Source organism: Stenotrophomonas sp. TWI700 (assembly GCF_039673645.1).
GTDB lineage: Bacteria > Pseudomonadota > Gammaproteobacteria > Xanthomonadales > Xanthomonadaceae > Stenotrophomonas > Stenotrophomonas maltophilia_AA.
The window spans coordinates 13,647-36,505 of record NZ_JBDJMB010000001.1 but is presented as its reverse complement, the minus strand read 5'-3'; the positions used below and the strand labels follow the sequence as shown (position 1 = coordinate 36,505).

The window sequence follows — 22,859 nt, the reverse complement described above, 5'->3', positions numbered from 1 at the left end:
CATGGCCTTCGTCCTGCTCCTGTGCAGTGCGGCGCTGGTGCTGGTGGCCCTGGCCGTGGAGCTGTGGGGCGGCGCGGCCGCACGCGAGCAGCGGAGGCTGTCGCTGCAACACGCCGAGCAGCGGCTGGCGCGGCCGGACACCTCACCGCGCCTGGCCGGGATCAGCGACAGCCCTGCCCCGATGCCGGTGACCACCGCGCCCACCGGCCTGCCCTGGGATGCGCTGATGCAACGCGCCGCCCTGCCGACCGGATGGCGGGTGCCGTTGCTGATTGCCGCCGCCGCTGCGTTGCTGGCGTGGATCGCCAGTGCGCGGCTCGGCACCGCGTGGGCTGCGCCGATCGTGCTGGTGCTCAGTGCCTTGGCGGCGTGGTTCTGGGTATCGCGCCGGATCAACCGGCTGCAGGCCAGACTGCTGCGCCAGCTGCCGGACTTCCTCGACAACCTGGTGCGCTTGGCCGGGCTCGGCAACAGCCTGCAGATGGCGTTCCAGACCTCGGCCGCGCAGATGCCGATGCCGCTGCGTGGCCTGCTCGATGCCACCCTGTCCTACACCCGCAGCGGGCTGGACCTGGACCGCGCCCTGGCGCAGGCGGCCCAGCCCTATCGGCTCGAAGCCCTGAACGTGCTGTCGGTCGTGCTCGGGGTCAGCGTGCGCATCGGCGGCCGTGCCGACCAGATCCTGCAGCGCATGGCCGATTTCATGCGCGATCTGGACCAGGCCCAGCAGGAGCTGATGGCCACCACCTCCGAGACCCGCATGTCGGCCTGGGTGCTCGGCCTGCTGCCGCCGATCAGCGCCGTCCTGATGGCGATCACCAGCCCGGACTTCTTCCAGCCGATCATCCACGAGCCACTCGGCCACAAGCTGCTGCTGTGGGCGCTCGGGCTGGAACTGATCGGCGGCTTCCTGCTGTACCGCCTGGCCAAATCCCTATGAGCGCCCGCCTGCCCTTCCCGGCCACCGGAGGTCACCATGACCAGTAGCGGCTGGTGGATCGCCTCGTTGTTGGTGCTCGCCACAGGCGTGGCCCTGCTGGGGGTGCGCGGCTGGGTACTGAGTGGCCGCGAGCAACGCAACCAGGAGACGCTGCAGGCCGCGTTGCGTCCGCGCGACGTGCCGGGCTCACCGTCCCCGCCCGCGCAGCCACCGGTGAGCCTGCGCCAGCGCTGGCTCAAGGGGATCGCGGCATTCGGCCAGCGCTTCAATGGCGGGCGCATCGAAGCCGCCCTGCTGGCCCCGGAAGATAGGCTGCTGCTCGACCAGGCAGGCTGGAACACCCAGGCCGGCACCGCGATCTTCCTCGGCCTTCGCCTGTTGATCGCGGTCGCCACACTGATCCTGGTACTGGCCTTCAACGACAGTACCGGCTTCAGCCGCGCGATGGCGATCTTCGGCGCACTGGCGTTCGGCATCCTGCTGCCCAAGTTCGCCTTGCGTGCCTGGGCGATGCGCCTGCGCAGGCAGGTCTCCGCGGAACTGCCGCTGCTGATCGATCTGCTGCGGCTGCTGCAGGGGGTGGGTTTCAGCATGGACCAGAGCCTGCAGACGCTGGGCGACAAGCTGCGCAACGCCATCCCGGTGCTGGGCCGCGAGATCCACCAGGCCAACATCGCCTACATGCATGGGCGCAGCCGCGAGCAGTCACTGCGCCGGCTGGGCGAATCGTTCGATGACGAGGACCTGCGCAGTCTGGTGCAGCTGATCCTGCAGGTGCATGCCCATGGCGGCGCCGTGCAGGAGCCGTTGCGCCAGTTCAGCATCCGGCTGCGCGAACAGCGCCGTTCCACCCTCAAGGAGAAGGTCGGCAAGCTCTCGGTGAAGATGACCGTCGTGATGATGTTGACCTTGTTGCCGGCGTTGATGCTGGTGCTGGCCGGTCCGGCCATCATCGCCCTCGCCTCCGCCCTGACCCAACTGGATTGAACGCCATGCGCCACGCCGTGCTTTCCCGCCTCTGCCTGCTGCTCGCCGCGACAGCACTCTGCGCCGCCTGTTCGAACGTGCGCAACGGCTACCGCCAGGACCCCATGGCGTTGGCCTCGCCCGAGGTGGCGCCGCAGGACGACAAGCAGCTCTACGCCGAGCTGATCGCCAGGATGCAGCAGCAGGGCGCGTACTACGCGTCGCTGGCGCACGTGGATGCCTACCGGCAGCGTTACGGCGACAGCCCGCAGCTGCGGCTGCTGAATGCCGATGCGCTGCGCGAAACCGGGCAGCGCGAGGCCGCGCTGACGATCTACGTCAGCCTCACCAGCGGACCGCAGGCCGCGGCGGCATGGCACGGACTGGGTCTGGTCGCGGCCCGCGACGGCGACGCGGCGCGCGCGGAACAGGCACTGGCGAAGGCCGTGCAGCTGCAACCGTTGAATACGGGCTACCTGGGCGATCTTGGCTTCGCCCGGCTGCGCGCCGGCGACTGGGCCCGGGCGCAGGAACCGCTGGCCAAGGCTGCCGAGCTGTCGCCCGGCAGCGCCAAGGCCAACGCCAATCTGGCGGTGTGGGCCCTGCTTCGCGGCCAGAACGAGATGGCCGAGACGATCATGCGCAACGCGCGCTTGACCGACAGCGCCCAGGCCGAAGTGCGGCGGCTGGCGGAACAGCTGCGCCAGCAGGCCACGCCTGCACCGTCGGTGCAGCGCGCCCCGGCCAGCGTCGCCGCAGCGGCCCCGGCCCCGGCGCCCACACCCACCGCCCGCGCCGCCACCCCATCGGCAGCCCGCCGGGTGGCGGTCGATACCGATCGCCGCACCAGCAGCGATGCGCGCCTGGCGCCATCGATGCTCGAGCGCTTCAGCACCGCCACTCCCGCCAGCGAGAACACGCCATGAGCCAGCTGCGTCGCCTGCCTGTTTGCCTCCTGCCCGTCGGCCTGCTGCTGATGCTGCCGGCCTGGATCTCGCCCACGCTGGCGCAGCAGGCACCGCTGACCGGACAGATGCTGGGCGGGCAGGATGCCCCGCCGCTCGCCGTCACCGCGCTGCCCGCCGCGCTGCCCGCCGCGGCGCCCGTCCCGCCCGATCCCGCTGACGTGGCGCGCGCACCGGGCGATGCCTCAGGCGTACCGGCCGAGCGTTACGTTCCCCCCGCGCCGCCGCCACGCACCGAGATCGGCCAGACCACCCGTGACCTGCTGCGCATGCAGGCCGCGGGCACCCACGCCGGGCCGCGCCTGCCGATCCTCGGTGACCAGGCGAGCGCGAGCTACGCGCGTTACCTCAAGAGCTTCGAGCACGAGATTCCCGAGTTCCTCAAGACCAGTGTGAAGAAGGACGTCAGCGATACCAACTGAGGAGGGCAAGGCCATGCACCAGTCCAGCGCCCGCGTACCCCCGCCGTCCCGCCGGCGGCTGCGCGGCGGGATGTCGGTCACCATGATGCTGGTCCTGCTCGGCCTGGTCGGCATGCTCGGCCTGGTCGAAGTGGGCTATCTGTACTGGGCCAAGCGCGATGCGCAGAAGGTGGTCGACCTGGCCTCGATGGCCGGTGCGCAGCGGCTGGACCTGTGCAGCGCCGACCGCGGCGACAACAGCGCCGCACGCGGCAACGCGGCACAGGGCAATGGATTCTCCGGCACCCTGGCGATCCAGTGCGGCAACTGGAACCCGACGCGCGGAACGGACGACCACTTCAGCATGACGCTGGATGCGGCAAACCCGCTCAACGCCGTCAAGGTCGTGGCGACCCGCCCGGTCCTGCCGTTCTTCGGCCAGAACACGCGCCTGCCGACGGTCCGCGCGCAGGCGGTGGCGACCCGTGCGCCACCGATCGCGGTGTTCTCGGTGGGCTCACAGCTGCTGCGGGTCAATGGGCGATCGCCGTTGGGCGACGTTCTGTGCACCGTCGGGGCGTGTCTGGATCAGACCACCCTGCTCGGCTACGACGGACTGGCGCAGGCGAGGATCACACCGAGTGGATTGCTGCAGGCACTGGGCATACCGGTCGATGCCAACATCGGTATCGCCGAATTCAACGCGCTTCTCGCGGCGAATCGCGTCTCGCTCGGGCAACTGCTGGATGCCACCGCCAGCGTGCTGGCAAAAAGCGGTGTCGCGAACGTGGACCTCTCCGCAATGCGCAGTGCCCTCGCAACACAGATCAATCTCAACCAACTCAACGTCCAGCTCGGCAGCACCGATGCCACGAGCGGCTTGTTCGCCCGTATCGTCGCCCCGGAAGGCCCGGCCACCGCAGCCCTCCAGGCCGACGTCAACGCGCTGGACCTGATCACCACCAGCATCAGCATCGCCAGCGGCGGCAATGGCGTCGCGGTGAACAACCTCACCATCCTGGGCCTGGTGCAGACCCGCGCGGCGATCATCGAGCCGCCCTCCATCGCCATCGGCGGCGTCGGCACGCGCGCCTACAACGCGCAGGTCCGGCTGAAGATCGATATCGATACCGCCGGCCTGGCCGTGCTCGGCCCGGTGCTGAGCGGACTGGGCATCCGCCTCAACCTGCCGATCTACGCCGATGTGACCAACGCGATGGGGACGCTGGAGGCGCTCAATTGCGGCGCAACACCGCCCACCGCCACGGTGCGGGTGCAGTCCTCGCTGCTGCGCGCCTGTGTCGGCCGCGTCGATGCGGCCCATCAGTTCTCCGAGCGCAATGTCTGCGATACCGGGCTGCAGAACGAGCAACTGCTGACCCTGCTGGGCGCGCCGCTGGTCACCGACAAGATCTCGCTCAATGCGCTCGCACACGATGAACGCGTCACGCTGGCTGCCGGGGAAACCGCCTCCACCCGCTTCAACCAGGCCCAGGTCGGCGCGGCCGTGTCCGGCCTGGTAAGTGAACTGCTGCGGGTGCTGAGCAACGTGGTTACTCCCGGCAAGCAGGGCAGCACCGATGCCGCCACCGCCAACCGGTTGGCGGATCAGTATCTCAAGGCCGCCAATCCGGGTAACGGATTCTACGACGCCAAGAAAACCATCGAGCTGCTGCGCCAAGGTGATCCGGCGCACGGCATCGGTGCGCTGGGTGACTGGGATGTGCCCAATGGCGTGCCCTACCCGTGCGGCCTTCTGAATCTCGATACCTGTTTCAAGACCGGCTCGGTCTGGGTTGGTTACAACGCGACGGTCACAGGTGAAGGCATGGGCGGACTGAGTGGCGTGCTGGGTCCCATTCTCGGCGGACTACTGATCAACCGCTGCAACAGCCTGCTCAGCAGCCTGCTCAACTACAACAACTGCGTCAAATCCAATCTCGCCTCTTATCTGCAGACCCGGCCCGGCGGCCTGCAGGACCTGGGCGGCGGCACCGGCGTCACCGATCCGGGCAGCGACCAGGTCCGCTGCAGCGGCCTGCTGTGCCTGGCCCTGACCCCCGTCCTGGAAACCCTGAAGCCGCTGCTCAATGGCGTCGGCACCCTGCTCTCGCAGACCCTGGCGCAGATTCTCGGGCTGGAGCTGGGCCGGACCGACGTACATATGCAGTCCATCCAGTGCACCCCGGCACAGTTGGTTTATTGACGCCGTGGTGAAGTGCGGACCACGCGATTGTGCGTGCTAGACTTCGGCGGGGACTTAACTTCACCGATAATCCATTCGTGGATGGCCAGAATATGCGAGAGAGAAAAGGGGTAGGTTCCATCGTCACGCACGCGTTGACCGGTGGAATCGTGTTGCTGCTGACGTTGTCCGTCGTACCGCAGGCCCTGGCCGCGCGCGCATCGCGTGCCGAGCCGGCCGTGGAGGCCACACCGCGCCCGGCGCCGGTGGTCCGCAATACCGTGGACGAACTGCGCCAGCTGGTCGACTCCAAACAGCTGACCGAGCTGCGCACGACCTACAACGGTGCCTACGGCGCCAGCCTGCTGTTCAATACCAGCACGCTGAACTATTACGTGGCGCTGTTCCACGAGAAAGACTTCTGGCGCGTGATCAAGACCGATTCGGTCGACAACGCCGAGAAGGTCTACCGCACGTTCGTCGAACAGACCGAACAGCTGGCCCAGGTGTATATCGATACCACCCGCCTGCAGGCCGGCAAGCGTTACACCGAAAACCTGGTCGCCTACAACGCAGAGCGACTGCGCAGCCTGCAGCAGGAAGCCGAGCTGCAGCGCCAGCAGTCGTTGCAGGTCAGCGCCTCGCTGGAACAGGCCAAGCAGCAGGCCGTCAGCCTGAGCACCGACCTGCGCAGCACCCACAGCGAACTGGACGCGCTCAATCAGCGCATCCAGACGCTGCAGGCGCAGCAGCTGGATCCGGCGCTGTCCCTGCCCTCGGCCGAGTCGGCCACGCCGGATCCGGTGCCGCAGGGCAACCCCGGCACCCCGTAACGGCATCGCGCGCCCTGCCCCGGCGGGGCACGTCACGGACGGCGCCGATGGCGCCGTCTTCGTTTGCGGTGCAGTACCCTTGGTGGCGCAGACGTACTGCGCATCAGCAAGGAGTGCACCATGCCCGTTCCACGTCCCCGCATTACCGTGTCCGGCCTGCGCGGTCCGCTGGCGTCATCGCGCGCCGGACTCGCCGCGGCACTGGTCGCCGTCCTCGCTCTGCCGGTCGCCGCCGTCGCTACCCCGGCGCCGCCGACCGCACCGCCGCTGTCGGCGGAGGCGTCCGATCCGAAGCTGCTGGGCTGGATGCAGAGCGCGCCGCCGCCGGAAGACAAGCGCATCCGCTACACCGACGACGATTATTTCAGCTTCCCCAAGCTGCGCTGGACGGCCTGCCATTTCCGCCAGTTGATGCCCACCGTCGGCGTCAGCCGCGGTGCCGGCGCTGCCCGTGCGCTGCCGCGTCGGCTGGATGACGCGATCGACGCGCTGTCGTTCACGCCGCTCGGCAGCAGCACCCGCATGACCTGGGCCCAGTCACTGCCGGCCAATTACACCGACGGCATCGTCGTGCTGCATGACGGCGTGGTGGTCTACGAACGCTACAGCGGCTGCCTGGACGAGCATGGCCAGCACGGCGCGATGTCCGTCACCAAATCGATCACCGGGCTGCTCGGCGAAATGCTGGTGGCCGAGGGCGTGATCGATGAAACCGAGCGCGTCGGCGCGATCATTCCCGAGCTCAAGGACAGCGCCTTCGGCGACGCCACGGTCAAGCAGGTGCTGGAGATGACCACGGCGCTGCGCTACAGCGAAGACTACGCCGACCCCAATGCCGAGGTCTGGCAGTACTCCGCCGCCGGCAGCACCCTGCCCCCGCCCGCCGGCTACACCGGGCCGCGCAGCTACTACGATTACCTGCAGACCGTGCAGAAGCAGGGCCGCCACGGCGAGGCGTTCGGCTACAAGACGATCAACACCGATGCCCTGGGCTGGATCATCGCCCGCCGTACCGGCCAGTCGGTCGCGCAGCTGCTGCAGTCGCGGATCTGGGAACGTCTCGGCGCCGAGCAGGATGCGTATTACACCGTGGACTCCACCGGCACGCCGTTCGCAGGCGGTGGCTTCAATGCCGGACTGCGCGATCTCGCCCGGGTCGGCCAGCTGCTGCTCGACGACGGCAAGGTGGGCGGCCAGACTGTCATACCCGCCGCCGCGATCGCCCGCATCCGCGCGGGCGGCAACACGCAGGCCTTCGCCAAGGCCGGGTATGCACAGCTGCCGGGCTGGAGCTATCGCGGCATGTGGTGGATCTCGCACAACGAGCATGGTGCCTACATGGCGCGCGGCGTGCATGGCCAGGCCCTCTACATCGATCCCACCGCACGGGTGGTGATCGCGCGGTTCGGCTCGCACCCGGTCGCCGGCAACAGCGCGAACGACCCGACCACCCTGCCGGCTTTCGATGCCGTCGCGCGGTACCTGATGCCGCAGCACTGAGCGCGGTTGCCGGCGGCGACCGGTCAAGCGGAGACGCGTCGCCTCCGGTGCGCCGATCGAACCGATGCCGGGCGGTCACCGGCAGGCATCGTAAACACGGTCATCCGTCTGCCGACTCAGCGCGAGGCTCGGCCGCTGGCCCGCCTTTTTGTATGCCGTCTCCCGCTGGCGACGCGCCGCGGCGCACTTCACAGGATCGGTGTGGACCGTGATCAGCGCACCGCGGACGGCGGAGGACGGTGCCACGCGGGGGCGCTGCGCGCGCTTCTGGCGCGTGGGGGCTGCGTCCGCGCGCCGTCTGGCCTGGAGCTCCTGGCGCAGCGACTCGATATGCATGTCACTGGCCCAGGTGTCGGCAGGCGGCGGCATCTCGCGGATGCGTTCGGTGCGACCCTGGCACGGGGTGGACTGGTAATGCCGCGCCCCATCCACCAGGCAGGTGTGAACCTTTCGAGGGGGCGGCTCCACCGTGGTAACACTCATCATCAGGGTCAGCAACCACGCAGGCATCGCATCGCTCCGTGCAGAGGCATCCAGCCTGTCGCGGGGCCGGTACCGCTGTCGTGACCGGCTGCACAATGACCCATCCATGCGCATGAACCCGACACGGAATCACTGCCACGCCCTACCCCGACCCTACGGTGTGGCGCCCACGTGGAGCTCGAGCACCTCATCACCCAGCGCATCAATTTCGCCGGTCGGCCGCCAGCCGAGGTAACGATAGAATCCGTGCGAGCGAACCGCCGGATCCGCTGCACACCCCAGGATCAGCCGCGTATGCCCCGTCTCGACCAGATCGGCAATGGCCAGATCCAGCAAGTGCCGACCGATACCCCGCCCTTCATAGGCCGGCAGCAACGCAAGCACCACGATTTCGCCGCCTTCGCGATCGCCAAAGCAGTAGCCGAGCATCCGCTCACCGTCGAGTGCGATATGCCCCGGCAGCGCATCGTCACGGATACCGGCCGCCCAGCTGTCTTCCGTGATGCCGAGCTCGGCGAGCTGCGCGGCGGAAAACGCATTCTCGCGGGTGCGTCCGCGCAGATCGATGCAGGCCGCGGCATCGTCAGGTAGCGCGCGGCGGTAATGGATCGGGTGGGTCATACGTGCTTCCTGCCATCGCCGAAACGCTCGGCAGCGTACAGTATGCCGTTGCATCGCGACCGGCCAAAATGCAGCGGGCCCGGCATTGCCGGGCCCGCGAGGCGATTACAGGAAGCGGTAGTCGAACTCCAGCCACAACTGGCGGCCGTACGGGTCGTAGTTGCCGACCGGATAGAACGGCCAGCCACCGCCGTTCTTGTCCGCCGGCGGGCGGCTGTCGCGCAGGTTGTTGACGATCAGGCCGAGCGTGGCGTTGTCGTTGAGCTTGCGGTACAGGCTGGCGTTGTAGGTCATGTACGGGGCGATGCGGCCGCTGCCGTCGGTCTTCGGCAACGAACCGTAGCGCATGCCGTACAGCGTGGCGGTCCAGTCATTGATCGCCCAGGTCACGCTGCCGTTGACCTTGCTGCGCCACTGGTAGGAATCCAGCGAGTTGCGCTGGTCCTGGACCTCGTCACCGGCGAACTGGCGGTAGCTGTGATCGATCACCAGCGAGTACGCCGCGCGCGCGGAGAAGCGGCCGTAGCGACCGGCATCCCAGCGCAGGTTCGACTTCAGGTCGATGCCGCGCACGGTTTCGGACGCGGCGTTGATCGGGTTGATCAGCACGCGCACCACCTGGTTCGGCTGCACCGCGGCATCGGCCGGGTTGCGGATCACCCGGCGCAGCGCGTCCTGGCATTGCGCCGAACCGATATCGCGCGCGTCGCCGCCCACGGTCTGGCCGAGACGGCAATCCGCTTCATCCTTGAGGATGCGCGTGGCGTCGAGGTTGGTGACCTCGTCGTCGATGCGGATGTCGTAGTAGTCGGCGGTGAAATCCAGATTCGCCGACGGCGACCAGACGAAGCCCAGGCCATAGGACTTCGCGGTCTCCGGCTGCAGCTGCGGGTTGGCGCCGCTGGTGTAGTCGATCGCCAGCCCGCTGAAGTCGCAGTCGTCATAAGCCTGGCCGGCGCTGCGGCAGCGCCAGTAGTCGGTCATGCCGGGGTTGTAGCCGCGCGTTTCGGTCGCGAACACATAGTTCATGTCCGGCGCACGGAAGCTAGTCGCCGCGCTGGCGCGCAGCAGCAACGTATCGAACGGGCGGAACTCCAGGCCGGTGCTCCAGGTCGCCTTGCCCAGGTGATCCCCGGCCGCGCGGTACTGGTCGTAGCGGCCGGCGACGGTCGCGGTCAGGCGCTCCAGCAACGGCAGCTGCAGCTCCACGCCGGCCGCATAGCGATCACGTTCGCCACCGGCGGGAATGCCGGCGTTGAGGTTCCAGAACACGCCCTGGCCCAACGCCGGGTCCGGGCGGTTGCTGTAGCCCTGGCTGCCGGCCTCGACCACTGCTGCCAGCGCGGCACGGCCGCCGGGCAGATCGAACAGCTGGCCGTTGACACTGACGCTGGCGGTCTGCAGCCACGCCGCGTTGCGGCTCTCGTAGCGGTCCGAGAGACCGTCGTACTCCCCCGGGGTCAGCGGCTGGTACAGACGTGACGGATCGGGTGCATACACCTCCACGCCGTTGCGGGTGCCCAGCTGCGAGCCGAGCAGGTATTCATTGATGCCGACCAGCAGGCCCGGACGCTGCGTCCTGTTCTCATAGCGCGAGCGGCTGTAGGCCGCTTCGTAGTCCCAGTCCGAGCCGCCGATGCTGCCTCGCGCACCGACGTTGAACGACCACGACTGCTCCAGGAAGCGGTTGGCATTGCGCTGTACGCCACCGAGCTCTTCCGGCGCGAAACGCCGGTACCAGCTTTCCAGCTGACCGCTGTTCTGGTTGTAGAAGTAATTGCGCGAGGAGGTCCAGCTCGGCGCACGCGTGTTGTTGTAGATGCGCGCGGTGCCGATGGCCGCATCGGCGAACAGTTCCTGGCGATCGTTCAAACGCCAGGTCACGGCGCTGTAGGCATCGATGTTGCGCTTCTCGGTCTGCACGGTCCAGAACGTCGGTGAGGCTTCATTGCTGCCGCAGTACCAACCCTGGCGGGGATTCTGTGCGCGGAACACACTGCCGCCGTAGAGCGTGCTGGAGGCATCGCAACCGTCGGTGCCGGGATCGATGTAATTGTTGGTGGACGCGTTGCGGCGATAGGCCAACGCCGTCGCCAGCGGGTCCACGCCACGCGGGTCGTCGGTCAGCGAGTCCATGAAATCGCGCTGCGAGCCGTAGATGGCCTTGCGGTTGGCGATCTCCAGGCCGAAGATCGCGTCCCACTGCTCGCCCGAACCGCCGCCGACGGCCTGCAGGCGCTGGTTGTCACCGCCGCCCTGCTCGGTGGTGCCGGCGCGGACATTGATGCCGACGCCGTCATAGGTTTTCTTGAGGATGATGTTGACCACGCCGGCGATCGCATCCGAGCCGTACACCGCCGACGCACCGCCGGCCAGCACTTCGATCCGGTCGATCAGCGCACTCGGGATGTTGGCCAGGTTGACCACGTTGACCGAGCCTTCGTAAGCCAGCGGGTAATCGGACTGGCGGCGGCCGTTGACCAGCACCAGCGTGCGGTTCGGGCCCAGGCCACGCAGATTGATCGTATTGGCTGCCGGAGTGAAGGTGTTGCCGAAGTCCTCGCCCTGCACGTTGCCGGTGTTCTCGGTCAGCGCGCTGAGTGCTTCGAAGGCGCTGCGATAGCCCTGCGCCTCGATCTGCTCCTGGGTGATCACCGTTACCGGGGAGGGGCCTTCCACGCTGGCGCGGGGGATGCGCGAGCCGGTGACCGTGACCGCATCGAGCTGGGTCGGCGCATCGGCGGCGTGGACCAGGGAGCCTGCGCCAAGCAGGGGCAACAACGACAGAACCAGGGCCCGCCGACGCAGCGGGCGATACAGCACAGACATGCAGAATTCCGGTAAAGAGCTACGTCCCGTCGCGGGCAGGCCCGTGCCGGAGCGTAGTGAGGAAGGGGCCGTGATTCTGCTGAACAGGCGGAAAAGGGGGAAATGACCGCCCGGGATATGCTTATCGATATTTCGCCTAAGCAACCAAAAACGGCGGCCCTGCGGCCGCCGTCTGCGTGACTTCGCGTGCGCCTGGGCTCAGGCGTCGGCAGGCAGTGCACTCTGGCGGTTCACCAGCGCGCTGAAGCGTGCGAGCGAGCTCAGGTGGTGATGCACCAGCGCCAGCCAGCCGTTGCGGTGCCAGGCCACCACGGTGGCATCCGGCAACGCGGCGAACTTCTCCACGTCCACGACCTGGAAACCGTTGATCGACATCTGCCGGCCATCGGCCAGGGTGACGTCGATATTGCGGTCGATCAGCAGGCTGTTCTCGATCAGGGCAGCAGTGAAACGACGGGTCGCATCATGCTCACGGGTGTAATCGCCGCAGAAGCGCATGGCGTTGTCGACCACCTCGGTCGCCTTGCCATCCTGGAACAGCGGCAGGCCGTCCTCGCTCTGGCCCTGGTTGACCTGCCGCGCGGCCGAGTCCAGCGCAAGCACGTACTCGTCCTGCTCGCCGGCCTGCATGAACACGAACGGGTAGCGACGCACGTACGCGGGCACGTAGCTCTGCTCATCCCACAGGTCATTGGCAACGAACAGATTGCGCTGGGCCAGACCCACGGCCACCAGCGGCATCGCATCCTTGCCGGTGAAGATGATCGGGTAATGCTGGGCCAGCGAGCCGAACTCGCCGATCACGGCGGGGATCGCATTGGTATCCGCAGCAAAATGCGCGGTGTCGGGCACCAGGCGCCAGGCGGCATGCAGATCCGAGCGCAGCGGCACGGGCGCTTGGTAGAACAGCGGACCGGTGGCCTGGGACGGCGCAGCGGCGGGCGGAGTCGTGGTTTCAGCAGTCATGGAATCAGTCGGATACGACGCGCCAGTCAGCCCGGGCGCGAAAGCGGGAACCGCATTGAACGGCCACTATAACGTGCCACGTCCGCGGTTTTTGTTTCAATCGTGCGATCTGCCACGCCTCACAGCACGCCATCCAGCGGACCGGCCGCGCCGGTCAGCACCGCGCACGCATGGTCCTGCAGCTCTTCGCCGCTGGCCTTGTTGCCGGCTGCCAGGTCCAACCGTGTGGCCAGCAACACGAAGCCGGGCGCGCCGGCTGCATCGGTCCGTCCCGCCGCCACCAGCGACCAGTTGCCGATATCGGCGGGGTCGGCCAGGTGAGCGACCAGCAGGCGCACCGGATTGGCGGTGAGCTCGGCACCCGGCAACTGGCGGGCCAGATAGGCATGTCCGCGCAGCGGCTCCGGCAACGGCTGCCAGTCGCTGCCGATGGCAGGCTGCAGCCGACGCAGCTGGCCCAGGACATCCGCGCGCAGGCAATCCACGTGGATGTGCAGCTGGTGCTGGGAACGACCATGCGGGGAGTTCAAGGCCAGGCTGGCCACATCGCGCGGCAGCGCCCGGCCCAGTGCCTGCTCGGTGTGGCTGCGGGCCGCCCAGGCGGCGGCGAAATAGTTCGGTGCACCGGCCCTCAGCAGCGCCGGGCTTTCGATGCCCGAGACCCGGTCCAAGGGCAGCAGAAGAAATTGATAGTGGCCATGCCCGTCCTTCAGCAGCACATCGCGGCGATGCGCCTCGGCGGCTACCGCCAGGCAGCTGCCGCGCGGCGCTGCATCACCCGCGCAGTCGCGCTGGATGATGCCCCACAGCGCGTCGGGATTGGCAGGCAGTTTGGCAGGCGGTGCGCCCGGCGGCCGGGCCGGCGTGGCGCAGGCGGCCAACAGCAGCAGCGCACAGGACAGGGACAATCGGGCGATCACGGACAGGCTCGGACAAGGAAACAGGCCCGCAGCAGCGATGCCGGCGGGCGGGCGCGATTGTACCGTGCCGGTTCTGTCGCTTCCGTGTCAGTACGTGCTGTAAGGCACCTCAACCACCACCGGCGCGGCGGGTGCCGGCGGCTGCAGGGTGTAGCGATCCAGCGCGCCATTGTCATCGGCGAACCGCTGCGACTGCACCTGCAGCCGGTAGCGGGTGGTGCCAAGCTTGATGCTGCCGCTCTCTTCCAGCGCAGCACCCGCCGGCAGCAGCAGACCACCGAGGTCGCTGTAGCCGCCGCCGTCCTGCGAGAAGACGTGGTCGACCAGCTCGCCCTCGCGCTTCATCGCGAACACATGCGGGTCGCCGTGCCGGCGGTTGTAGTCCTCGTTGCCAAGCAGGTCGGCGATCCAGACGCCGGGCAGCCGGTAGCGGGTTTCCAGCGCGATCGCATCCAGGCGCTCACTGTCGACCACCAGGCAGCACACCGCCTGCTTGTTCTCGCGGTCGAGGATCGCGAAACGCTCGCCCTTGGCGACCTCGCGCGGCAGGATCGCAAACGGCTGGTTGCGCAGGACCGGCTCGGCGCCACTGGCCGAGTGCAGGTTGCGCCAGCCACCGAACACCGGCGCGTCCGGCTCGGCCGCGGCGGCGTGGCCCGCCATCGTCACTCCCAGTGTCACGATCAGCGCGGCCGTGATCTTCCTGCTCTGCATGTTCTACTTCCGTGGGTTGATCTGTCGCGGCGACAGCGCCGGACCTCATAGGACCGCGACACTATGCGCCAGCGGCATGGCCGCGGGCAATCGGGTCCGCTCAGCCGATCACGATGTAGTCACTGACCAGGGTGATCCCGCGGTGCCCACCGCGCTCGAGCTGCACATGGCGGCCGCCGACCTGGTCGATGGCGATGCAGTCATCCACCTCCAGCAGCGCGTCGGTATGCGGCTTGAACCAGCTGGCATCACGCAGGCCCTTGGCCTTGCGCTTGGCCTCCTCGACATCGGTGGCGACCAGCAACCGGTAGTCATGCGCCTCTCCCAGCGCGCCTGCGGCGTACCCACCGAGATTGAGGAAATACAGCCGCGGCGCGCCGGCCGCAGGTGCGACATCGGCAAACCGCACCCGGTACTCCTCCACCCCATCCACCGCGAGCCAGCCATCGACATGCAGCCCCCTGCGTTCGCCGAACCAGTCCTGGCGCAGCTGCGGGTAAGCCTCCTCGATCGCATCGACATTGGCGAAGGCCACGTCGTGCACCTCGATCCGGGCGCGGGCATGCCGCCCGCCAAGCATGAACACGTGCAGCACCCGCGACTCCCGGCCTGGCCGATTCTGAGAGGGGCCAGTGTAACGCCCAGGGCGAAGCGCCCTGCCCCCGCACGCCGACCCGGCTGCGTCGAACGGTCGCGGGGCGGCCACCACGCGACGATGCACGTGGCGGTGGTATGGTCGGCGCCTGACCCCGCAGGAGCGACCCGATGGCATCCCTTTCCCGTTATCCCCTCGCCGCGATCATGCTCGCAGGCACCCTGTCGCTGACCGCCTGCGTCAGCTCGCCGGGGCCGGAAATCAAGGGCCCGGGCCTGTGCAAGGCCGACGAACTGGGCTGGGCCATCGGGCAGCCGGCCGACCAGGCGAACATGCGCAAGCTGCTGCTGCAGAGCGGCGCCGGCCTGATCAACCCGATCGGCCCGGCCACGATCACGTCGCGCGACCTGCGCCAGGATCGCCTGCGCGTGTTCATCGACAAGGACAACGTGATCACCGCCGTCCGCTGCGAGTGATTCCCCACGGGTAGAGCCACCCCATGGGTGGCTGTGCTGGCGTATCGCAGGTTTCAGAGCAGCCATCCATAGGGTGGCTCTACGGGCAGTCGCAGCTGCCCCAGCCGCGCGTCTTCGCGGTCTGGCCGATGCCGGGATTGAACGTATTGCTCGGATCCAGCTGCTGATAGAACGCCGCCAGGGTCGGCTTGGCCGGGTACAGATGGCCCACGTTGTGTTCGGCCGGGTACTCGGCGCCCCGCGCGTCCAGCAAGGTCCACATGGCATGCTCGATCGCCAGCGGATCTTCGCCCTTGCGCACGATGTAGTCCTGATGGAACACGTGGCAGAAGAAGTGCCCGTAATACAGCTTGCCGGCCAGCTTGGCGTCGATGGCCGCCGGCAGCTGTTCGACCCACGCGCGGTCGTCGCGCCGCAGGGCCACGTCCAGCGCCACGATGTCCTCGACCTCGCGCCGATGGACTTCGCGGTAGCGCACCGCCGCGCCGGCGACCGCGAACCGATGCAGGAATGCCTTGCGCCCTTCCTCGGCCGTGCAATGGAAGAAGTCTCCTTCGCCATCGGCGAAGTGATTGCGCAGGAAAGTCTCGGTCGCCGCGGCATCCACCGCTGACACCTTGAGCAGCAGGTGGTGCTCGTAGCGATCCCGGAACTGCCGCATGCGTGCCGGCAGATGGCCGGGCAGGCACTGCATCGCCAGCTGGATCACCCGGTCGGTGACCCCGCGCAGGCCCAGGCTTTCGAACCAGCCGTCGACCCGGCTCTTCAGCGCGAACGCCGCCGGCACCCGCGCGGTACCGAAGCGGTCGATCAGCAGGAAGGTGTCCTTGCCGTAGCGTTCGCCGATGTCGTACGCCTGGCGGTGCAGGTACTCGCCGGAGATCGGCAGGCGCTCGAAGGCAGTCAACAGGTGGCGGCGGATCGCAGTGAGATCCTCCATCGCATTGCTGCCGATGTAGAACACTTCGCCCGGCTCGCGCTCGAACGTGTCCAGGCGCACCGCGAACACCGCCAGCTTGCCGGCCGAGCCCGAGGCTTCGTAATGCCGCGCGGGATCGGCGTTGTAGCGGGCCGGGGTGGCCGCATCGACCTGGCGCACCTGCTCGGCATAACGCGGATCGGAGGCCGCGCGGTCGTTGTCATTGTCCACGTCGGCAGCCGCGTAGTCGCCGCGCTGCAGCCGCTGCAGGATCTGCTCGGGGGTGTCCCCCAACGCGATGCCGAGATGGTTGACCAGCTGCAGCTGCCCATCGGCATCGACCTGGGCGAACAGCGCCATCTCGGTATAGGCGGGCCCGCGCCGCACCAGCGAACCCCCGGAATTGTTGCAGACCCCGCCCAGCACCGAAGCCCCGATGCACGACGAGCCGATCACCGAGTGCGGTTCACGATCCAGCGGTGCGAGCACCTTCTCAAGGCGGTCCAACGTCGCGCCCGGCAGGCAGATGACCTGGTGGCCGGCGTTGATCAGCTGCACGCCAGTCAGTCGCAGCGTGCTGACGATCACCACCGGGCGGTCGTAATCCGCGCCATCGGGCGTGGAACCACCGGTGAGGCCAGTGTTGGCCGCCTGCATGATCACGATGGCGTTGGCCGCCACGATCGCCTGCAGGGCGTACCACTGCTCCAGCAGCGTGCCCGGGCGGACCACTGCCAGCACCGGGCCGTCGCCGAAGCGATAGCCCTTGCGGAAGCGCCGGGTCGGTTTGTCGCCGGACAGGACGTGCGCATCGCCGACGATGTCGCGCAGCTGCGCCAGCAGTGCCACCGTGCCCTGGGATGCGCCGCTCACGGTGCGACCGCGAGGCGACGGGTGGCGTCCACCAGCGAATCGCGGCTGATGTCGGCGATGGTCTTCGCGCCGGTGAGCGTCATCGCCACGCGCATTTCCTTGGCCACCAGGTCCAGCAGGTTGGCTACGCCGGCCTCGCCCTGCGCTGCAAGGGCATACACGAACGCACGGCCGAGCAGCACGCTGTCCGCGCCCAGCGCGATCATGCGGACCACGTCCAGACCCGTGCGGATGCCCGAATCGGCCAGGATCTTCAGCTCGCCCTTGACCGCATCGGCGATCGCCGGCAACGCCCGCGCGGTGGAGAGCACGCCGTCCAGCTGGCGCCCGCCGTGGTTGGAGACCACGATGCCGTCGGCACCGAAGCGCACGGCATCGCGCGCATCCTCCGGATCGAGGATGCCCTTGATCACCATCGGGCCGGTCCAGAACTCGCGGATCCACTCCAGGTCTTTCCACGAAATGGACGGATCGAAGTTGTTGCCCAGCCAGCCGATGTAGTCGGCCAGACCGGTCGGGCTGCCACGATAGGTGGAGATGTTGCCCAGGTCGTGCGGGCGGCCGAACAGGCCCACGTCCCACGCCCAGCGTGGATGCGTGACCGCCTGCAGCATGCGCCGCGCCGCCGCGTTCGGGCCGCTCATGCCCGAGTGCGCATCCCGGTAGCGCGCGCCCGGCGTGGGCATGTCCACGGTGAACACCAGGGTGGTCACGCCGGCGGCCTTGGCCCGCTCCAGCGCATTGCGCATGAAGCCGCGGTCCTTGAGCACATACAGCTGGAACCACATCGGCCGGTCGACGGCCGGCGCCACTTCCTCGATCGGGCAGACCGAGACGGTGGACAGCGTGAATGGAATCCCCCGGCTCGCCGCCGCCCTCGCCGCCTGCACTTCACCGCGGCGCGCGTACATCCCGGTCAAGCCGACCGGCGCCAACGCGACCGGCATCGCCAGGCGTTCGCCGAACAGGTCCGTTTCCAGGCTCAGGTCGGACATGTTGCGCAGGATGCGCTGGCGCAGCGCGATGTCGGACAGGTCCGCGACATTGCGCTTCAGGGTGTGCTCGGCATACGCGCCGCCATCGATGTAGTGGAACAGGAACGGCGGCAGGCGACGTTGCGCCGCTGCGCGGTAATCGGTGGAGGCGGAAATGATCATGGGTCAACCGTGGGAAGAAGGAAGCCGTGACGCGCGGGCGCGGCGGGCTTCGTTGTCGTCGAGCGTGCGCAGGGAGGTGTGCACGAATTCCAGGTGCGCGTGCGCGGCGGCACGCGCGCGTTCGGGGTCGCCGGAGAGCACGCCGTCCATCATCTCGCGGTGCTGGGCCGACAGCGGCTCGAAGGTGCGGGCGGAGGTATAGAGCTTCTCGCGGCTCTGCGAGATATTGGTCTGCAGCAGCTCGAACAGGCCGCGCATGACCTGCAGCAGCACCAGATTGTGCGAGGCCTCGGCGATGGCCAGGTGGAAGGCCGCATCGGCCTGCGCCTCGCCGGCCGGATCGTCCTTGCCGTGCGCGGCCATCATGGTCTCGAAGGCCTCGCGGATCCTGGCGCGGTCCTCGTCGGTGGCCCGCAGCGCCGCATGCCAGGCGGTCGCCCCTTCCAGCGCGTGGCGGATTTCCAGCACGTCGAAGCGGTATTCCGGGTCGCCCTGGAACAGCGGCAGGTACGGCATCAAGGGCTCATCGATGGTCTGGCGGGCGCGGGCCGCCGGCTCGCTCACGTAGGTGCCGCCGCCGACGCGCGCGCTCAGCAGGCCCTGGCTGGCCAGCTGCGCGATCGCCTCGCGCAGCGCCGTGCGCGAGACCCCCAGCTGAACCGCCAGGGGACGCTCGGCCGGCAGGCGGTCGCCAGGCTGCAGGTTCTGCTCACGGATCAGGCCACGCAGCTGCGCGGCCACCTTGTCGGACAGGCGTTCGTTCTTCATGGCGCCATTGTCGCCCGCGTGGCGGGCGATGGGGTCGATGCCGGTGGCCGGGATGCCGCGCATGGGCTCAGGGAATCATCCAGGTGAGCCAGTAGGCCTGCACCGTGGTGATGATGCCGACCATCACGGTGAAGATCAGGCTGTGCTTGACCGTGAAGCGGAACAGGTCGGACTCCTTGCCAGCCAGGCCGACCGCCGCGCAGGCAATCGCGATCGACTGCGGCGAGATCATCTTGCCGGTCACGCCACCGGTGGTATTGGCCGCGACCAGCAGCACCTCGGACACGCCGATCTGCTGGGCCGTGGTCGCCTGCAGCGCCGAGAACAGCGCATTGGACGAGGTATCCGAACCGGTCAGGAACACGCCCAGCCAGCCCAGGAACGGCGAGAAGAACGTGAACGCCTTGCCGGTATGCGCCAGGGCCAGTGCCAGCGTCGCCGACAGCCCGGAGTAGTTGGCGATGAAGGCAAAGGCCAGCACCATGCCGATCGAGTAGATCGGAACCTTGAGCTCGTTGGCGGTTTCGCCCAACGTGCGCAGCGCCGCGGCCGGGCGCATCTTCAGCAGCACGATCGCGATCACCGCGCCGAGCATGATCGCGGTGCCGGTGGCCGAGACCGCATCGAACTTGTACACCGCCTCGTAACCGGTTGGCACCGGCACGATCGGCGGCATTTTCTGCACGAGTTGATCCAGCGACGGCACCGGAATCTTCAGCACCCAGTGTTCCAGCGCGCCGCCGGCGGCGAACAGCGCCTTGAACGGCTTGACGCTCCAGATCGTGACCATCGCGGTCAGGATCAGGAACGGCGACCACGCCTTGACGATCTGGCCGGCGGAGTAACGCGGGGCCTCCCGTGCCTGGGCCGCCGCCTCGGCGCTGGTTTCGGTATCGAAGCGGAAGATCCGCACCGGTGTCCACCTGCGCAGGAACAGGGTCAGACACACCAGCGAGGTCAGCGAGGCGGTGATGTCCGGCAGCTCCGGACCGATGAAGTTGGAGGTCAGGTATTGCGCGATGGCAAACGAGCCGCCGGCCACCAGCACCGCCGGCCAGGTTTCCTTGACACCGCGCCAGCCATCCATGATCGCCATGATCCAGAACAGCACGATGATGGTCAGGAACGGCAGCTGGCGCCCGGCCATCTGACCGATCTCGAAGGCGTCCAGTCCGGTGACCTGCCCGGCCACGATGATCGGAATGCCCATCGCGCCGAACGCCACCGGCGCCGTGTTGACGATCAGGCACAGCCCCGCGGCATACAGCGGCTTGAAGCCCAGCCCGACCAGCAGTGCGGCGGTGATCGCCACCGGGGCACCGAAGCCGGCCGCCCCTTCCAGGAACGCGCCGAACGCAAACCCGACCATCAGCATCTGCAGGCGCTGGTCTTCGGTGACCGAGAGGATGGAGGCGCGGATGATGTCGAATTGACCGGTCTTGACCGAGACCTTGTACAGGAACACGGCGCCCAGAATGATCCAGGCAATCGGCCACAAGCCGTACACGAAGCCATAGCCCGCCGCCGCGAACGCCTGCGACAGCGGCATCCGGTAGAACAGCAGCGCCACCGCCAGCGCGATGGCCACGGTGATCGTGCCGGCAAGCCAGCCTTTCATGCGCAGCACAGCCAGCGCGACGAAGAAGAAGGCGATCGGCAGCAGCGCGATCAGGCTGGACAGCCAGAGGTTGCCAGCGGGGTCATACAGTTGTTGCCAGGCCTGCATCGGCGGATCTCATCAAGGCGGACAGGGGTCCGCGCGGTTAGCACCGCGCGAGCCGGGAACGCTCAACAGGCCTTATTGGTATGACCAATAATAACAAGGCCCGTTGAAACTGCCCGCATTGAAACGCCAAACGCAGGGCGAGCCTATTAGACCATAGGTCTAGGCTCGCCGATTGGTACTACCATCAGCCGCAGTCGCGGGAGCGCCCCTTGAGCTCGACCGAATTGCCGTCGGGGTCGCGCAGGCGCAGCGACAGCCCATCGCCCTCTGCGCCGTAGTTGCGCTCGGCCGGGCCGGTCACCTCCACCTGGTGCCCCTGCAGATGCAACCGCACCTGTTCGGCGTCGAACGGCTCGACGCGCAGGCAGACATGCTCGACATTGCGCCCTTCCCGCCCCGGCGCCGCGCCACCTTTCAGCCCCAGAGGACCATCGACACTGATCAGATCGATCAGCGACTCACCGGCATGCAGATGCACCATGCCCAGTGAGGGCCGCTCGCGGGCGACCGTGCAGCCGAGGATGTCGCAGTAGAAACGCACAGCACGCGGAAGATCCTGTACGCGCAGCACCACGTGATCGATGCGTTGGATCTCGAAGGGACGTTCGCTGCTCATGACGACTCCAGTTTCTTGGCGATTCGGCTGAACACCACCAGCACGATCAGGCACAGCACACTCACGCCGACGGCGATCACGTACTCGCCGATGCCAACCGCGATACCGATCGCGGCGGCCATGATCAGCGAACTCGCCGTGGTCAGGCCGCTGACCTGATCGTCGCGCGACCCCCGCAGGATCGTGCCGGCCGCAACAAAGCCGACGCAGGCCACCACTGCTTCGATCAGGCGCACCGGATCGACCTGCAGGAGGTCGCGGTAGCGCTCTTCCTGGAAGTGCTCGGCGATGCTGTCACCGAGCCCCACGATGAGGGCCGCCGCCCCCGCAATGAGCATGTGGGTGCGCAAACCGGCGGCGTGCTTGCCCATCTCGCGCTCGATGCCGAGCGTGGCGCCCAGCAGCATGGCCACGGCGATCCGCAGCAGGATCGATAGATCTTGTTCCAGTCCCATCCGCGTCTCTCATCCGGCGATGGAGGGAGCGTCGCAGACAAGGGCGTCTGGGCACCGTGAAGCCAACGGCAGGCCAGGGTGAGCCTGCCGTCGCAGGGCTTAGTGCGCCAGGTAACCGCCATCGATGGCGTAGTACGTGCCGGTCGCAAAGCCTGCATCGGCGCTGGCCAGCCAGGCCACCAGCGCGGCGACCTCTTCCGGCTTGCCCAGGCGTCCCAACGCATGCTTGCTTTCCAGCGCCTGCTTCACCTTCGGATCCATCTTGTCCAGCAGCGGCGTGGCAATGAAGCCGGGGCCGACCGCGTTGATGCGGATGCTGTCGGCGGCGTGCTCCCACGCGGCCGTCTGGGTCAAACCGACCACGCCGTGCTTGGCCGCGACATAGGCCGCTGAATTGTTGAACCCCACCTGGCCGAGGATGGAGGCCATGTTGATGATGCTGCCGCCCTTGCCCGCGCTGCGCATCGCCTGGATCTGCGCGCGTTGGCACAGGAACACGCTGGTGAGATTGACGTCGATGACGTTCTTCCAGCCCTCCACGGGATAGTCGCCACTGGTGGCCGACGGCCCACCGATGCCGGCGTTGTTCACCGCGATGTCCAGGCCGCCAAGCTCCTCAACCGTCCGCTTCACCGCGGCTTCCACCGCCTGCGCGTCGGTGACGTTCAACGCGATGCCGATCGACTTCACGCCTTTCCCGCGCAGCGCCTCGGCTGTCTTTTCGACAGCGTCGGCCTTGAGATCCCAGACCGCCACCGCCGCGCCGGAATCGGCCAGCAGTTCGGCCACGGCCAGGCCGATGCCCGAGACGCCGCCGGTGACGATGGCGACCTTTCCCTTGAGCTGATAATCAATCATCGCGTTGTTCCTCGTGCTGGAAAAAAGCTGCGGGCGATGCCTGCCCATGCCTCGACCATACGCCGCGAAAACGTTACAGAACGTGCACAGCGT

22 protein-coding genes are annotated in these 22,859 nt (G+C 67.8%); 8 read left to right on the top strand and 14 right to left on the bottom strand.

Features of this window, described 5'->3' with window-relative positions:
• Position 1 precedes the first annotated feature (1 nt).
• From ABE473_RS00160 to ABE473_RS00130, 7 genes are all read left to right on the top strand, one after another.
• Positions 2-940 carry a type II secretion system F family protein gene (locus ABE473_RS00160; protein WP_346487995.1) on the top strand — a complete coding sequence of 313 codons (939 nt, stop codon included), beginning with the start codon at positions 2-4 and terminating at the stop codon, positions 938-940.
• A 36-nt stretch (positions 941-976) separates the two neighbouring features.
• A complete protein-coding gene (locus ABE473_RS00155) occupies positions 977-1,927 on the top strand; it encodes a type II secretion system F family protein (RefSeq protein WP_346487994.1) in 951 nt (316 codons plus the stop codon).
• A 5-nt stretch (positions 1,928-1,932) separates the two neighbouring features.
• Positions 1,933-2,832, top strand: coding sequence for a Flp pilus assembly protein TadD (locus tag ABE473_RS00150; protein WP_346487993.1), 900 nt, complete (start codon positions 1,933-1,935; stop codon positions 2,830-2,832).
• Complete coding sequence (locus ABE473_RS00145) at positions 2,829-3,293, top strand: DUF3613 domain-containing protein (RefSeq protein WP_346487992.1); 465 nt, start codon at positions 2,829-2,831, stop codon at positions 3,291-3,293. The genes ABE473_RS00150 and ABE473_RS00145 overlap by 4 nt, the downstream gene beginning before the upstream one ends.
• 13 nt (positions 3,294-3,306) lie before the next feature.
• Positions 3,307-5,478 carry a TadG family pilus assembly protein gene (locus tag ABE473_RS00140; protein ID WP_346487991.1) on the top strand — a complete coding sequence of 724 codons (2,172 nt, stop codon included), beginning with the start codon at positions 3,307-3,309 and terminating at the stop codon, positions 5,476-5,478.
• Positions 5,479-5,570: 92 nt separating this feature from the next.
• The gene (locus tag ABE473_RS00135) at positions 5,571-6,290 is read left to right on the top strand and encodes a DUF2968 domain-containing protein (RefSeq protein WP_346487990.1); all 720 of its coding nucleotides are present in this window, start codon (positions 5,571-5,573) and stop codon (positions 6,288-6,290) included.
• 120 nt (positions 6,291-6,410) lie between these two features.
• A complete protein-coding gene (locus ABE473_RS00130; protein ID WP_346487989.1) occupies positions 6,411-7,790 on the top strand; it encodes a serine hydrolase in 1,380 nt (459 codons plus the stop codon).
• Between the two features lie 75 nt (positions 7,791-7,865).
• On the opposite strand, the gene ABE473_RS00125 is transcribed toward ABE473_RS00130, so the two are convergent.
• From ABE473_RS00125 to ABE473_RS00095, 7 genes are all read right to left on the bottom strand, one after another.
• Complete coding sequence (locus ABE473_RS00125; RefSeq protein WP_346487988.1) at positions 7,866-8,300, bottom strand: hypothetical protein; 435 nt, start codon at positions 8,298-8,300, stop codon at positions 7,866-7,868.
• A 126-nt stretch (positions 8,301-8,426) separates the two neighbouring features.
• Complete coding sequence (locus tag ABE473_RS00120; protein ID WP_346487987.1) at positions 8,427-8,894, bottom strand: GNAT family N-acetyltransferase; 468 nt, start codon at positions 8,892-8,894, stop codon at positions 8,427-8,429.
• A 105-nt stretch (positions 8,895-8,999) separates the two neighbouring features.
• Positions 9,000-11,723 carry a TonB-dependent receptor gene (locus ABE473_RS00115; protein WP_346487986.1) on the bottom strand — a complete coding sequence of 908 codons (2,724 nt, stop codon included), beginning with the start codon at positions 11,721-11,723 and terminating at the stop codon, positions 9,000-9,002.
• Between the two features lie 198 nt (positions 11,724-11,921).
• Complete coding sequence (locus tag ABE473_RS00110) at positions 11,922-12,689, bottom strand: SapC family protein (RefSeq protein WP_176988726.1); 768 nt, start codon at positions 12,687-12,689, stop codon at positions 11,922-11,924.
• A 119-nt stretch (positions 12,690-12,808) separates the two neighbouring features.
• On the bottom strand, positions 12,809-13,597 hold the full coding sequence (locus tag ABE473_RS00105; RefSeq protein ID WP_346487985.1) for a CDP-diacylglycerol diphosphatase: 789 nt from the start codon (positions 13,595-13,597) through the stop codon (positions 12,809-12,811).
• A 99-nt stretch (positions 13,598-13,696) separates the two neighbouring features.
• On the bottom strand, positions 13,697-14,323 hold the full coding sequence (locus ABE473_RS00100; RefSeq protein WP_346487984.1) for a decarboxylase: 627 nt from the start codon (positions 14,321-14,323) through the stop codon (positions 13,697-13,699).
• A 100-nt stretch (positions 14,324-14,423) separates the two neighbouring features.
• Positions 14,424-14,918, bottom strand: a complete 495-nt coding sequence (locus tag ABE473_RS00095) for a DUF1543 domain-containing protein (RefSeq protein ID WP_176988723.1) — start codon at positions 14,916-14,918, stop codon at positions 14,424-14,426.
• A gap of 170 nt (positions 14,919-15,088) precedes the next feature.
• Here ABE473_RS00095 and ABE473_RS00090 point away from each other — a divergent pair, with 170 nt between their 5' ends.
• Positions 15,089-15,394 (top strand): hypothetical protein, encoded by a 306-nt coding sequence (locus tag ABE473_RS00090; RefSeq protein ID WP_179458752.1) that lies wholly within the window; start codon positions 15,089-15,091, stop codon positions 15,392-15,394.
• A gap of 79 nt (positions 15,395-15,473) precedes the next feature.
• Here ABE473_RS00090 and dld read toward each other — a convergent pair whose 3' ends face one another.
• The 7 genes from dld to ABE473_RS00055 form a co-directional block, all read right to left on the bottom strand.
• Positions 15,474-17,186, bottom strand: coding sequence for a D-lactate dehydrogenase (dld, locus tag ABE473_RS00085; protein ID WP_346487983.1), 1,713 nt, complete (start codon positions 17,184-17,186; stop codon positions 15,474-15,476).
• The gene (gene lldD / locus ABE473_RS00080) at positions 17,183-18,343 is read right to left on the bottom strand and encodes an FMN-dependent L-lactate dehydrogenase LldD (protein ID WP_346487982.1); all 1,161 of its coding nucleotides are present in this window, start codon (positions 18,341-18,343) and stop codon (positions 17,183-17,185) included. The genes dld and lldD overlap by 4 nt, the downstream gene beginning before the upstream one ends.
• A gap of 3 nt (positions 18,344-18,346) precedes the next feature.
• The gene (lldR, locus tag ABE473_RS00075; protein ID WP_346488277.1) at positions 18,347-19,111 is read right to left on the bottom strand and encodes a transcriptional regulator LldR; all 765 of its coding nucleotides are present in this window, start codon (positions 19,109-19,111) and stop codon (positions 18,347-18,349) included.
• Positions 19,112-19,178: 67 nt separating this feature from the next.
• The gene (gene lldP / locus ABE473_RS00070; RefSeq protein WP_346487981.1) at positions 19,179-20,837 is read right to left on the bottom strand and encodes an L-lactate permease; all 1,659 of its coding nucleotides are present in this window, start codon (positions 20,835-20,837) and stop codon (positions 19,179-19,181) included.
• A 184-nt stretch (positions 20,838-21,021) separates the two neighbouring features.
• The gene (locus ABE473_RS00065; protein WP_346487980.1) at positions 21,022-21,453 is read right to left on the bottom strand and encodes a VOC family protein; all 432 of its coding nucleotides are present in this window, start codon (positions 21,451-21,453) and stop codon (positions 21,022-21,024) included.
• The gene (locus ABE473_RS00060; protein ID WP_121037036.1) at positions 21,450-21,908 is read right to left on the bottom strand and encodes an MgtC/SapB family protein; all 459 of its coding nucleotides are present in this window, start codon (positions 21,906-21,908) and stop codon (positions 21,450-21,452) included. The genes ABE473_RS00065 and ABE473_RS00060 overlap by 4 nt, the downstream gene beginning before the upstream one ends.
• A 99-nt stretch (positions 21,909-22,007) precedes the next feature.
• Positions 22,008-22,766, bottom strand: coding sequence for an SDR family NAD(P)-dependent oxidoreductase (locus ABE473_RS00055; protein ID WP_346487979.1), 759 nt, complete (start codon positions 22,764-22,766; stop codon positions 22,008-22,010).
• Positions 22,767-22,859 lie beyond the last annotated feature (93 nt).